Here is a 16,417-nt window from a genome sequence, read left to right on the forward strand (position 1 = left end):
TCTTAGAAACAGGAAGAACGTATGAACTTTAAACTTGCTAACATAATCTTGCGGGTCGATAGACACGCGGCCATGCATCCCGAGCTTTACTATCGCGTGCTTTCTGGTGATGTCTCGTATAACGATGACATTCATTCACTCCATATCAACGGAAGCGTCGACTTTCTGACCTATGTAAATGGCCTATCTGCCAACAAGTGGCATCGGTATGCGTCTGTAAACGGCGTTGTCTTGCATATGGCTTTATTTGGCTGCGGCCGGGTTGTCGTTCATGGAGTGAGATCTGGTGAACTGGATCCTATCGATTTAAAATCGACCTCTTTTGAGGGTGATCAGGTTGATCCTCGCGTGCTTGACATTGATATCGATACGATCGGCTACGATTTAATCGGTTTTAGGGTTGAGAGCGATGCGAACTATTCCGTTGACCTTTTGAGCGCTTCTTATCTGACCGATGTTTCTGAGGGCTCAATTAACTCGATTAATCTTGCTCTTTCTACTACCACATTTAAGAATGAGCAGTACATTCTTCCCAACATCGAACTTGTTAAGGAGGGCATTTTCAAAGAGGACGGTCCAATCCGCGACCACTTCCATATGTTCGTTGTCGACAATGGGCAGACGCTTGATTCTGTATCGCTTTCCGATGAATTGGTCACTGTGCTCCCGAATCCCAATACGGGCGGTTCGGGAGGATTCGCGCGTGGAATGATGGCGGCTACCGAAACTCCCGGTCAGTTCACCCATATCATTTTGATGGATGATGATGTCTCCATCATGCCCGAGAGTTTGATTCGCACGTTCAACCTGCTCTCTCTTGCAAAGGGTAAATACAAGGATGCCTTCATTAATGGTGCCATGCTTTCGATGGAAGATCCAAGCCGCCAGTTCGAAGATGTCTCATTTGTGACCCCTTCTGGTGCCTATCGTCGCGTGAAGGAAGATTTGAATGTCGGTAAGTTGACTGCCATCCTCGAAAACGAGCGCACAAACGTCGAGGTTGACCAGGCTTACGGAGCTTGGTGGTATAGCTGCATCCCTGTGAAAGCTATTGAAAAGAACGGCCTTCCCATGCCTTTCTTTATCCGCTGTGACGACGTTGAGTTTGGCATGCGCAATAAGCCTGTCTATATGACCATGAATTGCATTTGCGTGTGGCATGCAAGTTTTGAGGGGCGTTTCCGCGCTTCGGTTGATTGCTACCAGTACTTTCGCAACTTCTTTGCCATGATTGCTCTCGATGATTGTGCTGACGAGAAGATGTTTGTCCTTCGTATTCAGCGAGGGGTACGTCAGAACTTGCGCGATATGGACTATCAGGCTGCCGAGTTTATTCTTGATGGCTTTGAGGACTATCTGCGCGGCCCTGAGTATCTCCAGAAGCTTGATGGTGCCGCAACGATGGTCGGCAAGGGTAAGTTAAACGAAAAACTGACTCCTGTTTCCGAAATGGACCCAGAGCTTCTTCGTAATGCAGGGGTTACGGAGCAAGTACTCGCTAATGCTAATCTGGAATTCCATCCATCGAGGTTTATGAAGATCTGGAGATCCATTCCTTACGACAAGCATTATCTCCCCGATGTCCTGTTGCGTGGCAAACCTGGCTATGTGGTTAAGAACGGTAGCTGTACGCTTGAGGGCAACTCGATGCGTTGCAAGACGCTTATCTTTCTTGATCCGACTCGTGAGAAGGGGTCGGTCCGCACGATGGATCGAGCACGGTTCAAGAGTATTCGCCGTCGAGAACACGAACTGATGACGCGCTATCGTAAAGAAGGCAAGAGCGTCAGAGGGGCATGGAAAGATGCCATGCCGTATATGACTTCGCGAGAGTTCTGGGAAAAGTACTTGGGACTTTAATAAGAAGAGGTCCGGATTAAGTCCGGACCTCTTCTTATTTTGAATAGGTTTTATAGGCTTGTAGCTCCCATTGCTTTCGTTCAACCTTCGCAACCGAGTCGAGAATGAGTCCCGTTGCCAAGCTCAGGCCGCACAGAAACATGAATGAGGCTGCGAGCATGGCTGTGGGGAAGCGGGGGACTAAGCCGGTTTGGAAGTACTCCGCAACAATTGGTAATCCCAGGGCAAGACCGATGATGGCGAAAACGAGTGCAATAAGACTAAAGAACTTGAGCGGACGATAGTCTTTAAAGAGCGTCCCGATCATTGCGATGACCTTGATGCCGTCGCTGACCGTGTTGAGTTTGGATTCGGAGCCAGCAGGGCGATCGCGATACTCCACCGGCACGTCTTTAATGCGCCAGCGGTGATCGACGGCGTGGATGGAGAGCTCGGTTTCGATCTGGAAGCCCTCGCTCAAGACGGGGAAGGTCTTGACGAAAGGCTTGCTCATGGCTCGGTAGCCGGTCATCACGTCGTCAAAGCTGTAGCCGTAAATCCACTTAATCATAGCGCGAACAAGGTTGTTGCCAAATCCGTGAAAGGCTCGTTTATTCTCTTCGGCATAGGTGCCGTTTGACAGGCGATCGCCAACGGTCATATCCGCTTCGCCGTTAAGGATGGGCTCACAGAGTGGCTTGGCGGCCTCAGCAGGGTAGGTATCGTCGCCGTCGACCATCAAGTAGCATTCGGCATCGATATCGCGGAACATTTGGCGGCACACGTTGCCTTTGCCCTGCCTGGGCTCGTGGCGCACCGTGGCCCCGTGCTGATTGGCTATTTGCGAAGTGTCGTCGGACGAGTTGTTGTCGTAAACATAGACAACTGCGCCGGGCAGCTCTCGATGAAAATCGTCGACAACTTTGCCAATCGTCAGCGCTTCGTTGTAACAGGGGATTATGACGGCGGTATTCGAATAGTCCATGTAGGACCTCCTTTAATGACTCATCTGGTCGAAAGTATACCTATCGCCCGTCGCTTTGATTAGATATGGGTTAGTTCTCCAGATTTGTTGCGGTGGGTTATCGTCATCGTGGGAGGGCTATACTTTCCACTGTTATGTTTTACGAGACAAGGAGATGGTCCGTGGCTGACAACGTAGAGAGTCAGAAAGCGGTGGCTAAACCGGCCTCTCACGCTAAAAATGATTTTGAAAAGGACAAGTTCATTCTTAAGCAGCTTGTCACCAAAGATTTTAAAATCAAATATCGTCGCAGCGTTTTGGGCGTGGCATGGTCCGTCCTCAATCCGCTGTTGATGATGGTTGTTATGTCGATTGTGTTCTCGACAATCTTCGCGCAAGGTCGCAATGGTTCTATTACGCCCGAAATGTATCCGCTTTACTTGATTGTCGGTAACGTGACGTTCTCTGTCATGTCCGAGTCGACGAACCAAGCGCTTATGTCCATCATTTGGGCTTCCTCGCTGCTTAAGAAGGTCAAGGTGCACCGTTGGGTCTTTCCGGTGCAGAAGGTGCTGTTCTCGCTCGTTAACTTCGCCTTCTCTTTGGTTGCTGTCGCCTTGGTTATGCTTTGGTTCCACGTGCTTCCCACCTGGCATTTAATTCTGCTGCCGGTTTGCTTGCTCCTGCTTATGTGTTTCTGCATGGGCTTGGGCATGATGCTGTCTGCGCTGGCGGTTTTTTTCCGCGATGTTATGCACCTGTGGACCGTTGTTATCACGGCCTGGATGTATCTGACGCCGATTTTCTGGACGACCGACTTCATTAGCCAGATGGCACATTGGATTCAGGTGCTCGTGGTTGTCAATCCCATGTACAACTACCTTCAGTTTATGCGCGATATTTTCCTGTTTAACACCATGCCCTCTGCGCTTACCTTTGGGCTGTGTGTTGTTTGGGCTGTTATTGCTCTTGCTATTGGCTACACCGTGTTTCATAAGACCGAGCACAAGTTTATTCTCTACATCTAAGGAGTGCTGTTCATGACTGAATCTGCTATTGATTACAGCAAGCAGCCCCTTGCTGTTGAGGTCAAAGACGTCACCATGATCTTTAACATGGCGTCCGAGTCGCTTACAAACCTCAAGGAGTACTTTATTAAGCTCGCCAAGCACGAGCTGTTCTTTGAGGAGTTCCGTGCGCTTAAGCACATTTCGTTTGATGTGCATCGCGGCGAGGTCGTTGGCCTTGTTGGTACTAACGGTTCCGGCAAGTCTACGATGCTCAAGATTATCGCTGGCGTTTTGGAGCCCAGCGAAGGCGAGGTTAAGGTTCACGGCAATATTGCACCGCTGATTGAGCTTGGTGCCGGCTTTGACCCGGAACTTACCGCGCGTGAGAATATCTATCTGAACGGTGCGCTGCTTGGCTATACCAAGGAGTTTATCGACGCTAGTTTTGACGAGATCATCGAGTTCGCTGAGCTTAAAGACTTCGTTGACATGCCCTTGAAGAACTTCTCTTCGGGTATGGTCGCACGCATTGCCTTTGCTATCGCTACGATTACCGAGCCCGATATCCTCATCGTCGATGAGACGCTTTCTGTTGGCGACGTCTTTTTCCAGCAGAAGTGTGAGCGTCGTATTCAGCACTTTATTGAGAGCGGCGACGTCACGGTCTTATTCGTTTCTCACTCCATGGAGCAGGTTGAGCGTATTTGTCAGCGTGCCGTATGGATCGAGAAAGGCGATCTACGCATGGATGGCCCCGTGGACGAGGTCTGCAAGGCGTACCACGACCAGTTCAAGTAGGTTATAATTTATTAGTCGCGTGCACTTGTACCCGCTTGGACGCGCGGCTTTATGCTCCATTAGCTCAGTTGGATAGAGCAGGGGACTTCTAATCCCAAGGTCGACGGTTCGAATCCGCCATGGAGCACCATATGAGTTTTAGAGACCCGGTAATAATGCCGGGTCTTTGCTTTTTGAGACGCGTGCGCGTGCAGTGCTCCCTCAACAATAAGTCCGATGCAGCGATGCTGCACCGGACTTTCTACATCCCAGAATGGCTATCAGCCTTTGGCTGCTGCGCTCCTACGCCTCAGTCGGCTCCACGCCCAGCTCGTTGCGGACGAGCTCGAAGGCGGCGGCGATGGCCTTGTCCATGTCGTAGTACTTGTAGCCGCCCAGGCGACCGGCAAAGATCACGTCGCCCTCCTGCGCCGCCAGCTCCTCGTACTGCTTGTAGAGGGTCTCGTTCTTGGCGTCGTTGATGGGGTAGTAGGGCTCGTCGCCGGGCTTCCAGTCGGCCGGGTACTCGCGCGTGATGACGGTCTTGTCCTGCGTGCCGAACTCAAAGTGCTTGTGCTCGATGATGCGGGTGTAGGGGATCTCGCGCTCGGTGTAGTTGACCACGGCCACGCCCTGGTGGTCCTGCTCGTCGAGTGTCTCGGTCTCAAAGCGCAGGCTGCGGTACTCGAGCGTGCCCAGCTTAAAGTCGTAGAACGCGTCGATGGGGCCGCAGTAGATCGTCTTGGCGGCGATATCGGGCTCGGCGGCGATCAGCTCCTTGTACTCCACGCCGCAGCGCACCTCGATGCCCTCGAGCATGTTGGCGACCATCTTGGTGTAGCCGCCCATGGGGATTCCCTGGTAGCGGTCGTTGAAGTAGTTATTGTCGTAGGTAAAGCGGCAGGGGAGGCGCTTGATGATGCTTGCGGGCAGGTCGCGGCAGTCGCGACCCCACTGCTTCTCGGTGTAGCCCTTCACGAGCGTCTCGAAGATGTCGCGGCCCACGAGCGACAGCGCCTGCTCCTCAAGATTCTGAGGCTCGCCGATGTTCTCGGCGGCCACCTGCTCGGCGATCTTGGCCTTGGCGTCTGCCGGCGTGACGACGCCCGGCCACATCTTGGCGAAGGTGTTCATGTTAAAGGGCATGTTGTACATGTTGCCGTGGAAGTTGGCGACCGGCGAGTTGACGTAGTTGTTGAACTCGGCGAAGCGGTTAACGTAGTCCCAGACGTCCCTCATGGAGGTGTGGAAGATGTGCGCGCCGTAGCGGTGGACCTGGATGCCCTCGACGTCCTCGGTGTAGATGTTGCCGGCGATGTGGTCGCGGCGGTCGATGACCAGGACCGACTTGCCGGCGCGCTTGGCGGCATTGGCAAAGACGGCACCCGAAAGGCCGGCACCGACGACAAGGTAATCGTACTGGGACATGGATATGCTCCTTTGTATGTCAATTGGACGGTTACTTTAGATTTGGGACAAGCGCTACTGACTCATTTGCCCCATAGATTAGTGTAGCAGACGCTCCCTCAGCAGCTCCAGCGCGTGAGCGTTGCCAGGTTTCCAAATGAACTTAAGGACTCGCTATTCTGCCCGTAGGCACTCGGGCAAGACGTTTGCTACTGCATCCATTGCCTGCGGCCTCAGGTACTGCTCATTGAGTTTTGCCTTTTTGTAGGCATAGCGAGTGTCTGCCGAGTATTTGATCAATACGTCGGTGAAGAATCGCTCCCAACTTAGGTACTTGCGGCTTTCGATATAGCTCGAAGGATCCTTGAGGATTTTTGGAATGTCGTTGTTGGGGATGAGGCCGGATTGCAGAAGCGTCCACTCAAATGATTCCGGGAGGAACAAGCGAACGTTCTTGTAAACGCGCTGTCCCAGCACCTTTTCGATGTAGGGGCCAAACGCTGCGCCGTCTCCAATGGCAAGAACGTTTTGCTCGGGGCATTCATGAATCGTTCGTTTTAGGTTTGCTACGCCGGTAGCGGTGTAGCAGGGGATTCCCAGTCGGTTGCAAAGGGCGCTGTAGAATTGATAACCAGACTTGCTATCCTCGACAATTACGGCATCGGGATTGTCGAAACCTACGTTAAGGTCCTGATACAGCATACTTGCCGTGTGGTCATATAGCGGCTTGGTCACCGAGTAGAAGCGCCTGTCGCTCTTGCGGCCATTGATCGTCTTGCTTGTGGTGTTGACCAGTTTTAGGATCTCGTCGACGCTGTAGGGGAGCTCGTTGGCGTCGCGACGAGATATCAGAACAAAATAGTTGGACGAGCCGTTGACGGCTTTGGCGAAGTCCTTTGAGTAGATAAACTCGTTACCCTCATCTAGAAAGACGATTGAATCTTCGATGATCGACAGCTCGCGCTCCCAGCGTCTGCCAGAAAGCGTTTCGCAAGGTACGTCGCAGCTGAGTGCAACGCCGCTTTCCGGTCCTCGGTCGTTGTAGTCGCGAATCATCGAGATGAGCGTCGTTTTGCCCGTGCCGCTGTTGCCGCGTATGAAGGAAATATTTCGTTTAAACGTGAGCGTGTATTTGACCTTTGCACGCTCTACGACAACGGTGTGCGTTCCCCTCATTACTCATCAACATCCAAATAGTCATTCGTGGCACCGACAAACTCCTGCATGTTCCTGACGATGCGGCCATCGTTTTCAATGCGGATTTCAAAGTTCTTCCAGGGGAATTTCATGATGTGGTAAAGGGTCACCAGCACATCCTGTTCTTTGCCGATCTTGAGTAGCCAGCGGGCACAGTTGTCTCCGCAGGTGGATGCGTTAAACACCATATTTGGGAGATTGCGCACCAGCAGCAGCGTCTTAACGCCGCCGGACAGTTCGAGTGGAGTGATTGAGCCCAGCTGCTTGCTTACGATGTTGTGGGGACCGATGAGCTCTGATCCGTCCACGCGTTTAATAATCTGTGCGGCCATGGGGTCTTCGAACCATGAGTCCAAGTATGAGTTCCTAAAATAGGTTTCGGTATCGTAGATGGAACCGGGGTAATCCCCCAGGTGAATGCTCAGCATGTGGGTCTCCAGACGTAGTGTGACTGCAACGATTATATGCCAGTAATAAAATGCCGGCAGCAGCGAGGTCGCTACTGCCGGCGCTGGCTTTATTAGCGCGTAGTCGTGTTGATGGATTTGCTCGCGACGCTACTTTTCGAGATGCTCCTTCAGCAGCTCCAGCGCGTGCGCGTAGCCTTGCAGGCCCTCGCCGGTGATGGTGGCGAAGCAAGCCAGGCGCGCATAGCTCACCTGGCGGAAGTCTTCGCGGGTCTCGACGGCGCTGATGTGTACCTCCACGGCGGGGATGGCGACGGCTTTGAGGGCGTCGAGAATCGCCACGCTCGTGTGCGTGTAGGCAGCCGGGTTGATGACGATGCCGTCGACCTTGCCGTAGGCCTCCTGGATCTTGTCGACGATGCTGCCCTCGTGGTTGGACTGGAAGACCTCGACCTCGTCAAAGCCCTGTGCGGCGCCTGCCTCCTGGCAGATCTGGACCAGGCGGTCGTAGTTGTCGCTGCCGTAGATGCCCGGCTCGCGAATGCCGAGCATGTTGAGGTTGGGTCCGTTGATGACGAGTGCTTTCATGGTTGCTTCCTTTGCGGTCTGGTTGGTGGCGGGGCTTGCTGTCTGCGGCGTTTGCCCAGATAAAACCTGCCAAAATAAACCTGTCCCTTTTTGGCAGGTTTTAGAGGGTGTCGAGGAGGGCGCGGGCGGTGTTGGCGGCGCAGTCGCGTGAGTCGATGATGTAGTCGGCCCAGGAGCGGTAGCGCGGCATGCGCTGCTCGGCGAGCTTATCGATGCCATCGCGGGCGGTGATGGGGCGACCCTTGTGGGCGAGCTCTTCGAGCTTGCGGTTGAGCATCACGATTTGGCTGTTCTGGTGCAGCAGCGGGTAATTCTCGTCGCGTGTGACCACGCCGCCGCCGGTGGAGAGCACCAGGCCACTGCGCTTGGAGATGTCGGCCAGCGCCGCCGTCTCCTGCTCGCGGAAGGCCGCCTCGCCGCGCTCGACGATAAAGTCGGCGCAGGACATGCCCAGACGCTCCTCAAGCGCGCGGTCCAAGTCGATGTGCTCGCGGCCCGTGAGCTGGGCGATCTGCTCGCCCACGCGGGTCTTGCCCGAGCCCGGCATGCCGATGAGCGCGATGTTCTGCTCACGGCGAGACAAGCGCTCCGTTACGTCCAGGATGCGCTCGCGCGGGGTGACTTGGCCGGTGTAGCGCTCAACGGCCTGTGCCGCTTGGGCCACGAGCATCAGCAGGCCGCCGATGCAGGGGATGCCGCGGCGCTCGGCCTCGAGCATGAGTCCCGTGCGGGCGGGATTGTAGACAATGTCGATGACGCCCTCGAGCGCATCGAGCCCTTCGAGCGTGCAGGGAGCGTCGGGGCAGTGAGGGAACATGCCGGCGGGCGTGCAGTTGACGAGCAGCGCCGCGTCGGACTGCTGTGCGATGTTCTCGTAGTTGACTTCACTCGTGCGGCCGACAGGTACAACGACCGCGCCCAGGTCACCGAGCACCATGCTTGCTGTGGTGCCGGCACCACCGGTGGCGCCGAGCACGAGGACCTTCTTACCGGCAACCTCTACGCCCAGCTCCTCGACCAGGCATTGGAAGCCAAAGTAGTCGGTATTGTCGCCGCGCAGGCGGCCGTCGGGTAGGCGCGTGATGGTGTTGACGTTGCCCATGCGCTTGGCCAGCGGACTCAGCTCGTCCAGGTAGTCCATGACGGCGCGCTTGTAGGGGATGGTCACGTTGGTGCCCTCCCACTCGTCGCCCGTCATAAAGGCTTCAATCTCCTCGGGCTCGCGCTCAAAGCGCACGTATTCCAGCCCCGCGAGCTCCTTGTAGATGGTCGGGGTGTAGCTGTGCCCCAGCACGCGGCCCAGCACGCCGTAGGGGCGGGTTGCGGCGGTATCGGTCATCTAGAGCACCTCCGTGTAGCTGCCAAAGTAGGTGAAACTCTCGCACACGTCGTCAATCGAGTCGAGCAGGTCGTCGAGGGCCTTGCTGCCAAAGGGGCAGTCCAGGTCAAAGTAGAACATAAACTCAAAGTCGTGCCCGGGGATGGGGCGGCTCTCGAGCTTGATGAGGTTGATGTTGAGCGCGTAGAAGCGCTCGAGCACGCGGTAGAGGGCACCCGGTTCGTTGGCCGTGGTGATCATGAGTGAGGTACGGTTGGCACCGGGATAGACGCGCGGCTCGCGGCAGATGGCGACAAAGCGCGTGTAGTTGTTGTCCGAGTCCTGGATGTTGGGCTCCAGTACCTCCAGACCGTAGAGCGCGGCACAGCTGCGCGAGGCGATCGCGGCGACGTCGGTGCGATCGGAGTTGGCGACCAGCTCGGCCGACATGGCGGTGTTGGGGTACTTGGTGGCGTGCAGGCCGTGGGCCTCGATAAAGCCGGCGCACTGGGCGATGGCCTGGCCATGGCTGTAGACCTCGCGCACGTCGGCGAGCTTGGTGCCGGGCTTGACGAGCAGGTTGTGATCGATCTTGAGGCGCAGCGAACGCACGATATGGAAGTCGAACTGTGCGAGAAGATCGTAGACGGCGTTGACCGAGCCAGCGGTTGAGTTTTCGATGGGCAACACGCCAAACTCGCAAAAGCCGTCGCGCACGGCGTGCATAACGCCCTCAAAGGTCTCGAAGAACGCGATGTCGGGTACGTCGAAGAGCTTGCATGCGGCGATTTGGCTGTAGGCGCCCTCGACGCCCTGGCAGGCGACGGAGGCCGTTTGAGGGAAGGGCGTGTCAAATGCTGCTGCCGTGGTATGGGCCTTTTGCGACACGGTGATGCCCTTGAGCTCGTTGATGTAGCGCTGCTGCTCGGCCTTGCTCATGCTCATGAGAAGGCGGAACAGGGTAATGGTCTGGGCCTCGTAGCGCTCGGGTGCTCGGCTGGCGAGGTTGTTGAGTTTGGAGCGCTCGCGGGCGGGGTCAAAGACGGCCTTGCCCATCTCGATTTTTGACTTGGCGACCTCGGTGGCAATGTCCATGCGCTCGACAAAGCTGTTGAGCAAGGCGATATCGATGCCGTCGATGGCCTGGCGAATATCGGCAAGGTCCATGGAGACCCCTTTCGTGAATCGTTGCCTGGGGTAGCTAATTTGGGACGGGGCTTTTTTAGCTACCCCCATATGCCAGTGAGTATTTGCCCCGGCACCCATCGATTCGCCACCAGTCAAAGGGTAGCTAAAAAAGCCCCGTCCCAAATTAGCTACCCTCGAGGTGGGTGGGCTAAAGCTGGGCGGCGTCTTCTAGGAGGGCGTCCCAGATGGCGAGCGCTGCGGCTGCCTCGGCTACGGGGACGGCGCGCGGGACGATGCAGGGGTCGTGGCGGCCGTGGACCGAGAGCTCCGCATTTTCCATGGCGTCCATGTCCACGGTCTGCTGCTCGCGGCCGATGGAGGGCGTCGGCTTTACGGCCATCCGCCACATGACGGGTGCGCCGGTGGAGATGCCGCCCAGGATGCCGCCGGCGTTGTTGGACTCGACCGCAATCCCGCCGGTCTCGGCATCAACGCGATACGGATCGTTGTTCTCGCTGCCGCGCATGGCGGCCACGGCAAAGCCCATACCAAACTCCACGCCCTTTACGGCGGGGATGCCAAACGCGATCTGCGCGATACGGTTCTCGATGCCGTCGAACATGGGGTCGCCGATGCCCGCGGAAAGGCCGTAGATGCCGCACTCCACGATGCCACCGATGCTATCAAGCTCGTCGCGTGCGGCGAGAATCTCCTCGCGCATGCGACCGGCGGCCGCGGCATCAATACAGGGCAGGTCGTTCGTAAGGATCGCCTTGCGGTCGGCCTCGCGATAGACCATATCGTCCATGGGCAGGTCGGAGATGCCGCCGATCTGCGCGACGTGCGCCATCACCCGAATACCGCGGGCCTCGAGCGCCTGCAGCGCAATGCCGCCGGCGATGCATAGGGGGGCCGTTAGGCGGCCGGAGAAATGTCCGCCGCCAGCGACATCGTGCATGTTGTGGTACTTCACGCGCGCGGGGTAGTCCGCATGTCCCGGGCGGGGCTTGCGGCGCAGCTCGGAATAGTCCTTGGAGCGCGTGTTGGTGTTCTCGATAATCGCGGCTATAGGCGCGCCGGTAGTGTGCCCATCGACTACGCCAGCAATGATATGCGCGGCGTCGGCCTCGCGGCGCTTGGTCGCGGTCTCGTCGCGACCGGGGGCGCGACGGTCCAAAAAGGCCTGCAGCTGCTCCTGGTCAACGGCGATACCTGCCGGAATGCCGTCGAGCGAGCAGCCGATGGCGGGGGAGTGCGACTGGCCGAAGATGCTTAAGTGCAATACGTTGCCAAAGGTCGAGGACATACTACTCCTCCTCGAGCGTGACCTTGCCGCCCAGCAGGCGGTAGTGGTCAAAGAAATCGGGATAGGACTTATTGACGGCCTCGGCGCCGTGGATCACAACTTCGCCGGTAGCACGGCTCGCGGCGATGGCGGCCATCATGGCGATACGATGGTCGTTGTGCGAATCGACCTCGCCGCCGATAAAGGCATCGACACCCTTGATGATGAGGTCGTCGCCGGCAATGCGCACCTGCGCGCCCAGTGCGGTGAGCTCGCGGGTGGTGGTGACCAGGCGGTCAGATTCCTTGATGCGTAGGCGGGCACAATCGCGGATGAACGTGCGGCCCTGCGCCAGCGAGGCCACGGCCGAGATAACGGGCACCAGGTCGGGGATGTCGTGCGCGCTCATCTCAAAGCCGGCGAGCTTGTCGGACTGCACGGTGGCGGCGTTGGTGGAGCGCACGATGCGGGCGCCAAAGCGCGAGAGCGCGGCAAGCACGTTGCGATCACCCTGGGCCGAGCTGAGTGACACACCCTCGACGGTGATGGGGTCGGAGCCGATGGCGCCGGCACACAGCCAAAAGGCGGCGTTGGACCAGTCGCCCTCGACAGCCACGTTGCCAGGCGTGCGGTACGAGCCGCTGCTCACGCGGAAGTTTGTGACCTCGGGCTTGCCGTTTTTGGCGGGGATGCGCTCGACGTTGACCTCGACGCCAAACGCCTTCATAGCCTGGATGGTCAGGTTGATGTAGGGGCGACTCTCGATAAGGCCGGTCACCTGCACGCAGGAGGGCTGGGCCAGCAGCGGGGCCGCCAGCAGCAGGCCCGAGATATACTGCGAGCTCACGTTGCCCGGCAGGACAAATGTGCCCGGGCGCATGCGGCCGCTCGTCTTGAGCGGAAAGCCGCCCAGGCCCTGCAGGTCGCAGCCGGCGGCGATGATCTCGTCGGAGAGCGGGGAGAGCGGGCGGGCGCCCAGACGGCCCTGGCCCACAAACGTGGCCTCTGCCCCCAGCGCGCAGGCCACGGGCAGCATAAAGCGGAGCGTGGAGCCGCTTTCGCCGCAGTCGAGCGTGCCGCCGGCAAGTGCCTTGAGCAGGCCAAACTCAATACTCTTCATAGTGGGATGGACTTGGAAGCCATCCTCGACGGTCTCGATGCGGGCGCCGAGCGCCGTGAGGCAGCGCACCGTGGCCTCGATATCGGCGCAGGTGGTATTGCAGGTCACATGCGTCTCTCCGTTGGCAAGGGCGGCGCAGATGATCAGGCGGTGCGCCATCGACTTGGATGCGATGGCGGGGACGGTGCCCTTGAGTGGGGACGGAGTGATGCGGGCTAGCATGCGGAGACGTCTCCCTTCTGGCCGAGGCCCTCGGCAATTAAATCATGGAAGGTGGAAAGCGGCGTGCGGTCGATGCTGCAGCGGCCAATGTCGTGCGGAATTACCAGGTCGATGGTGTCACCGGCTCGTTTTTTGTCGTGCAGCGCCTCGGCAAAGATGGCGTCGGCGGAAAGCGAGCAGCGGGTCTTGAGACCGTGGCGTGCGCAGAGCTCCTCGATGCGGCCGGGCAGCGCGGCGTCGCAGATGCCATGAAGCGCTGCGGCGCGCGTGATGATGCCCATGCCGATCGACACGCAGTTGCCATGTCCCAGCTCAAAGTGCTCGCAGGCCTCGACAGCGTGTCCGGCACTGTGCCCAAAGTTGAGGAGCTTGCGCTGGTTGGTCTCGCGCTCATCGGCGACAACCACGGCGCGCTTGATGTCGATATTGCGGGCGATGATGAGCGCCACACGGGCCACGTCGCGGTTGAGGAGCTCCAGCGTGAGCGGGGTCTTCTCCAACTCGGTGAAAAGCTCGGGGTCGGCGATCACGGCGTGTTTGACGACCTCTCCGCAGCCGTCGGCGAACTGCTCGGGCGTGAGGGTGGCGAGACACCCCACGTCGGCAATAACAACACTCGGCTGCCAAAAGGCGCCGGCCAGGTTTTTGCCGGCGGCCAGGTCGATGGCCGTCTTGCCGCCCACCGACGAATCGACCATGGCGAGCAGGCTCGTGGGGATCTGCACAAACTTGCAGCCGCGCATGTAGGTGGCGGCCACAAAGCCAGCCACGTCGCCTACAACGCCGCCGCCGAGTGCCACGATCACGTCGGAGCGCGAAAGCTCGTGCTCGGCCACAAACTCCAAGATGTTGATGTAGGTCTCGGCGCGCTTGTGTGCCTCGCCGGCCTCGAAGGTGCAGACACTCACCGTATAGCCCGCAGCCTCCAGGCTCTGCTTAACGGGCATTTGGTAGAGCGGACCTACGTTGGTGTCTGTCACAATAACGGCGCGCGATCCGCCGGCGGTGGCGCGGACGAGCGGGCCCGCCTGCTCCAGCAAAAACGTGCCGACGTGCACTTGGTAGGGGCGTGCGGTGTCGATATCGATGGTAATCGCCATAAGCTTTGGTCCTTTCGACCTGGCGTGATAGGTGGTCTAGTGGGCGGCCTCGTCGTCGAGCGCGCGCTTAATGCGGTCGCCCTCGGCAAGGAGATTCTCAAGATAGCGCTGGTCGCGGTCCTTGAGCGCACGGCTGTAGGCGCCGAGCGAGTCGATCAGATGGTCGATCTCGAAGGCAAGTGCGTCGGCGTCGTCAATCATGAGCTCCGACCACATCTGGGGGTTGAGGTGCGCCACGCGGGTAAGGTCGCGGTAGCTACCGGCCGAAAAGCCGTGGTGAACCTGGGCAGTCGGGCTTTTGACGTAGGCGTTTGAGACGACGTGCGCGAGCTGGCTCGTAAAGGCGATCACGCGGTCGTGCTCGGCGGCGGTGGTCACGCTGAACTTGCCAAACCCTAAGGGGCGCACCATCTCTCGCACCTGGCCTAAAAGCTCCAGTTTGAGCGCATCGTCCACTGCAGGCGGCACGAGCACGAGTGGCGCGCCCTGGAACAGGTCGGCACGGGAGTGAGCGTAGCCCGAGTACTGGGTGCCCGCCATGGGGTGCGCGCCCACAAAGTAAAACCCGTATTCGCGGGCGAGTTCGAAGGCACGCTCGCACACGATGCCCTTCACGCCCACGGTGTCAATCACCACGGGCCCCATGATGGCCTCGGTATCGGTGGCGTCGGCGAGTGCCTGGGCGTGCGCCTCGAGCCATTCGATGCAGGCCTCGGGGTAACAGGCCAGCACGATGATGTCGCACTCGCCGAGCGTCTCGTCGTTGAGCTCGCCGGCGACGGTGCCCATGCTGGCGGCCGTCATGACGTCATCGTCGGGGTCCCAGGCCAGCACACGGACGCCCGCCTGTGCATAGCCGCGGGCAAAGCTGCCGCCGATCAGACCCAGGCCCACAACGCCGGCGCATTTGGGGCCGCCCTGGTTAACGCGTGCGTTTCTCACCGTACCCATGGGCTACTCCATGGTCTCTTGGCAGACGACCTCGCGGATGGCGCGGATGCGGCGCATGGTGTCGTCAAACTGGTCGGGGGTGAGGGCCTGGGCGCCGTCGGACCATGCGCGGCTGGGCTCGTCGTGAACCTCGATCTCCAGACCGTTGGCGCCGCAGGCGGTCGCGGCGAGCGCCATGGGTTCAACGTAGCGGGTGTAGCCGGTCGCATGGCTGGGGTCGGCCACGACGGGCAGGTGCGACAGGTGGTGCAGCACCGGCACGGCGTTGAGGTCGAAGGTGTTACGGGTGCGGGTCTCGAAGGTGCGAATGCCGCGCTCGCACAGGATAACGTTGTCGTTGCCCTCGCTCATGATGTACTCGGCAGCCATGAGCAGCTCGTCGATCGTGCCGGACATGCCGCGCTTGAGCAGGACCGGGGTCTGGGTCTTGCCGACCTCCTTGAGCAGGGGGAAGTTCTGCGCGTTGCGGGCGCCGATCTGCATGACGTCAATCTTCTTATCCAAGAAGACCTGCACGTCGCGCGGGTCCATGATCTCGGTGACGATCGGCATGTCGAGCTCGGCCGAGGCCTCGCATAGCAGGTCCAGGCCGGCGGGGCCCATGCCCTGGTAGGCGTAAGGGGAGGTGCGGGGCTTGTAGGCGCCGCCGCGCAGCATGGTGGCGCCGGCGGCCTTTACGCGGCGTGCGATGCGAATGAGGTTTTCGCCCTCGACGGAGCAGGGTCCGGCGATGACCTGGAACTGGTCGCCGCCGATCTTGATGCCGTGGCCGCAGTCGATGACGGAGTCCTCGGGGTGAAACTTGCGGTTGGCACGCTTGAACGGTTCGGAGACGCGCTGCACGCGCTCGACGACATCCATGGACTCGAGCAGGAACGGGTCGATCTTGGTCGTATCGCCCACCAGGCCGATGATGGTCTCGTTCTCGCCGCGCGACACGTCGGTTTTGAGACCCTTCTTCTCAATCCAGCTGACGATGTGGCCGATGGCCTCATCGCTGGCGCTCCGCTTTAAAATTGCAATCATGGTGTGCCTCTCACCTCGATGGATAACCCTTGCAAAAACGGCCCGCAGTGCGAGCCGTATCATATGGTGCATGAGAGT

The 16,417-nt window shown here is 58.7% G+C and carries 15 protein-coding genes and 1 tRNA gene; 4 read left to right on the forward strand and 12 right to left on the reverse strand.

The window, feature by feature from the left end:
• Positions 1-21: 21 nt before the first annotated feature.
• Positions 22-1,860, forward strand: a complete 1,839-nt coding sequence (locus ACTNBB_RS03410) for a glycosyltransferase (RefSeq protein ID WP_441056645.1) — start codon at positions 22-24, stop codon at positions 1,858-1,860.
• Between the two features lie 34 nt (positions 1,861-1,894).
• Here ACTNBB_RS03410 and ACTNBB_RS03415 read toward each other — a convergent pair whose 3' ends face one another.
• Positions 1,895-2,824 (reverse strand): glycosyltransferase family 2 protein, encoded by a 930-nt coding sequence (locus ACTNBB_RS03415; protein ID WP_427794809.1) that lies wholly within the window; start codon positions 2,822-2,824, stop codon positions 1,895-1,897.
• 161 nt (positions 2,825-2,985) lie between these two features.
• On the opposite strand from ACTNBB_RS03415, the gene ACTNBB_RS03420 reads away from it, so the two are divergent.
• From ACTNBB_RS03420 to ACTNBB_RS03430, 3 genes are all read left to right on the forward strand, one after another.
• Positions 2,986-3,831 carry an ABC transporter permease gene (locus tag ACTNBB_RS03420; RefSeq protein ID WP_427794808.1) on the forward strand — a complete coding sequence of 282 codons (846 nt, stop codon included), beginning with the start codon at positions 2,986-2,988 and terminating at the stop codon, positions 3,829-3,831.
• A 12-nt stretch (positions 3,832-3,843) separates the two neighbouring features.
• Entirely contained in the window at positions 3,844-4,611 is a 768-nt protein-coding gene (locus ACTNBB_RS03425; RefSeq protein WP_117776189.1) for an ABC transporter ATP-binding protein, read from the forward strand.
• A gap of 53 nt (positions 4,612-4,664) precedes the next feature.
• Positions 4,665-4,741, forward strand: a tRNA-Arg gene (locus ACTNBB_RS03430).
• A 152-nt stretch (positions 4,742-4,893) separates the two neighbouring features.
• On the opposite strand, the gene glf is transcribed toward ACTNBB_RS03430, so the two are convergent.
• The 11 genes from glf to aroF form a co-directional block, all read right to left on the reverse strand.
• Positions 4,894-6,018: a UDP-galactopyranose mutase gene (gene glf, locus ACTNBB_RS03435; protein WP_441056642.1), complete on the reverse strand. Its 1,125-nt coding sequence runs from the start codon at positions 6,016-6,018 to the stop codon at positions 4,894-4,896.
• 153 nt (positions 6,019-6,171) lie between these two features.
• Positions 6,172-7,173 (reverse strand): hypothetical protein, encoded by a 1,002-nt coding sequence (locus tag ACTNBB_RS03440; protein ID WP_441056640.1) that lies wholly within the window; start codon positions 7,171-7,173, stop codon positions 6,172-6,174.
• On the reverse strand, positions 7,173-7,622 hold the full coding sequence (locus ACTNBB_RS03445; RefSeq protein ID WP_441056638.1) for a DUF4869 domain-containing protein: 450 nt from the start codon (positions 7,620-7,622) through the stop codon (positions 7,173-7,175). The genes ACTNBB_RS03440 and ACTNBB_RS03445 overlap by 1 nt, the downstream gene beginning before the upstream one ends.
• Before the next feature lie 129 nt (positions 7,623-7,751).
• Positions 7,752-8,189 carry a type II 3-dehydroquinate dehydratase gene (aroQ, locus tag ACTNBB_RS03450; RefSeq protein ID WP_022094776.1) on the reverse strand — a complete coding sequence of 146 codons (438 nt, stop codon included), beginning with the start codon at positions 8,187-8,189 and terminating at the stop codon, positions 7,752-7,754.
• A 100-nt stretch (positions 8,190-8,289) separates the two neighbouring features.
• The gene (locus ACTNBB_RS03455) at positions 8,290-9,528 is read right to left on the reverse strand and encodes a shikimate kinase (RefSeq protein WP_441056636.1); all 1,239 of its coding nucleotides are present in this window, start codon (positions 9,526-9,528) and stop codon (positions 8,290-8,292) included.
• On the reverse strand, positions 9,529-10,674 hold the full coding sequence (locus tag ACTNBB_RS03460; RefSeq protein WP_441056634.1) for a bifunctional chorismate mutase/prephenate dehydratase: 1,146 nt from the start codon (positions 10,672-10,674) through the stop codon (positions 9,529-9,531).
• Positions 10,675-10,843: 169 nt separating this feature from the next.
• The gene (aroC, locus tag ACTNBB_RS03465; protein ID WP_441056632.1) at positions 10,844-11,941 is read right to left on the reverse strand and encodes a chorismate synthase; all 1,098 of its coding nucleotides are present in this window, start codon (positions 11,939-11,941) and stop codon (positions 10,844-10,846) included.
• 1 nt (position 11,942) lies between these two features.
• Complete coding sequence (aroA, locus tag ACTNBB_RS03470) at positions 11,943-13,262, reverse strand: 3-phosphoshikimate 1-carboxyvinyltransferase (protein WP_441056630.1); 1,320 nt, start codon at positions 13,260-13,262, stop codon at positions 11,943-11,945.
• A complete protein-coding gene (gene aroB, locus ACTNBB_RS03475; RefSeq protein WP_441056628.1) occupies positions 13,256-14,362 on the reverse strand; it encodes a 3-dehydroquinate synthase in 1,107 nt (368 codons plus the stop codon). The genes aroA and aroB overlap by 7 nt, the downstream gene beginning before the upstream one ends.
• A gap of 36 nt (positions 14,363-14,398) precedes the next feature.
• Positions 14,399-15,313, reverse strand: coding sequence for a prephenate dehydrogenase (locus ACTNBB_RS03480; RefSeq protein ID WP_441056626.1), 915 nt, complete (start codon positions 15,311-15,313; stop codon positions 14,399-14,401).
• Between the two features lie 3 nt (positions 15,314-15,316).
• Positions 15,317-16,339, reverse strand: coding sequence for a 3-deoxy-7-phosphoheptulonate synthase (gene aroF / locus ACTNBB_RS03485; RefSeq protein WP_441056624.1), 1,023 nt, complete (start codon positions 16,337-16,339; stop codon positions 15,317-15,319).
• Positions 16,340-16,417 lie beyond the last annotated feature (78 nt).

It is taken from the genome of Collinsella sp. HCP28S3_B9 (assembly GCF_052066095.1).
Lineage (GTDB): Bacteria > Actinomycetota > Coriobacteriia > Coriobacteriales > Coriobacteriaceae > Collinsella.

Coding starts and splice junctions, on each gene's coding strand:
- ACTNBB_RS03445 (WP_441056638.1), bottom strand. CDS start 7,622: ATGCTGAGCATTCACCTGGGGGATTACCCCGGTTCCATCTACGATACC.
- ACTNBB_RS03460 (WP_441056634.1), bottom strand. CDS start 10,674: ATGGACCTTGCCGATATTCGCCAGGCCATCGACGGCATCGATATCGCC.
- ACTNBB_RS03440 (WP_441056640.1), bottom strand. CDS start 7,173: ATGAGGGGAACGCACACCGTTGTCGTAGAGCGTGCAAAGGTCAAATAC.
- aroA (WP_441056630.1), bottom strand. CDS start 13,262: ATGCTAGCCCGCATCACTCCGTCCCCACTCAAGGGCACCGTCCCCGCC.
- aroQ (WP_022094776.1), bottom strand. CDS start 8,189: ATGAAAGCACTCGTCATCAACGGACCCAACCTCAACATGCTCGGCATT.
- ACTNBB_RS03455 (WP_441056636.1), bottom strand. CDS start 9,528: ATGACCGATACCGCCGCAACCCGCCCCTACGGCGTGCTGGGCCGCGTG.
- aroF (WP_441056624.1), bottom strand. CDS start 16,339: ATGATTGCAATTTTAAAGCGGAGCGCCAGCGATGAGGCCATCGGCCAC.
- aroB (WP_441056628.1), bottom strand. CDS start 14,362: ATGGCGATTACCATCGATATCGACACCGCACGCCCCTACCAAGTGCAC.
- glf (WP_441056642.1), bottom strand. CDS start 6,018: ATGTCCCAGTACGATTACCTTGTCGTCGGTGCCGGCCTTTCGGGTGCC.
- aroC (WP_441056632.1), bottom strand. CDS start 11,941: ATGTCCTCGACCTTTGGCAACGTATTGCACTTAAGCATCTTCGGCCAG.
- ACTNBB_RS03480 (WP_441056626.1), bottom strand. CDS start 15,313: ATGGGTACGGTGAGAAACGCACGCGTTAACCAGGGCGGCCCCAAATGC.
- ACTNBB_RS03410 (WP_441056645.1), top strand. CDS start 22: ATGAACTTTAAACTTGCTAACATAATCTTGCGGGTCGATAGACACGCG.
- ACTNBB_RS03425 (WP_117776189.1), top strand. CDS start 3,844: ATGACTGAATCTGCTATTGATTACAGCAAGCAGCCCCTTGCTGTTGAG.
- ACTNBB_RS03415 (WP_427794809.1), bottom strand. CDS start 2,824: ATGGACTATTCGAATACCGCCGTCATAATCCCCTGTTACAACGAAGCG.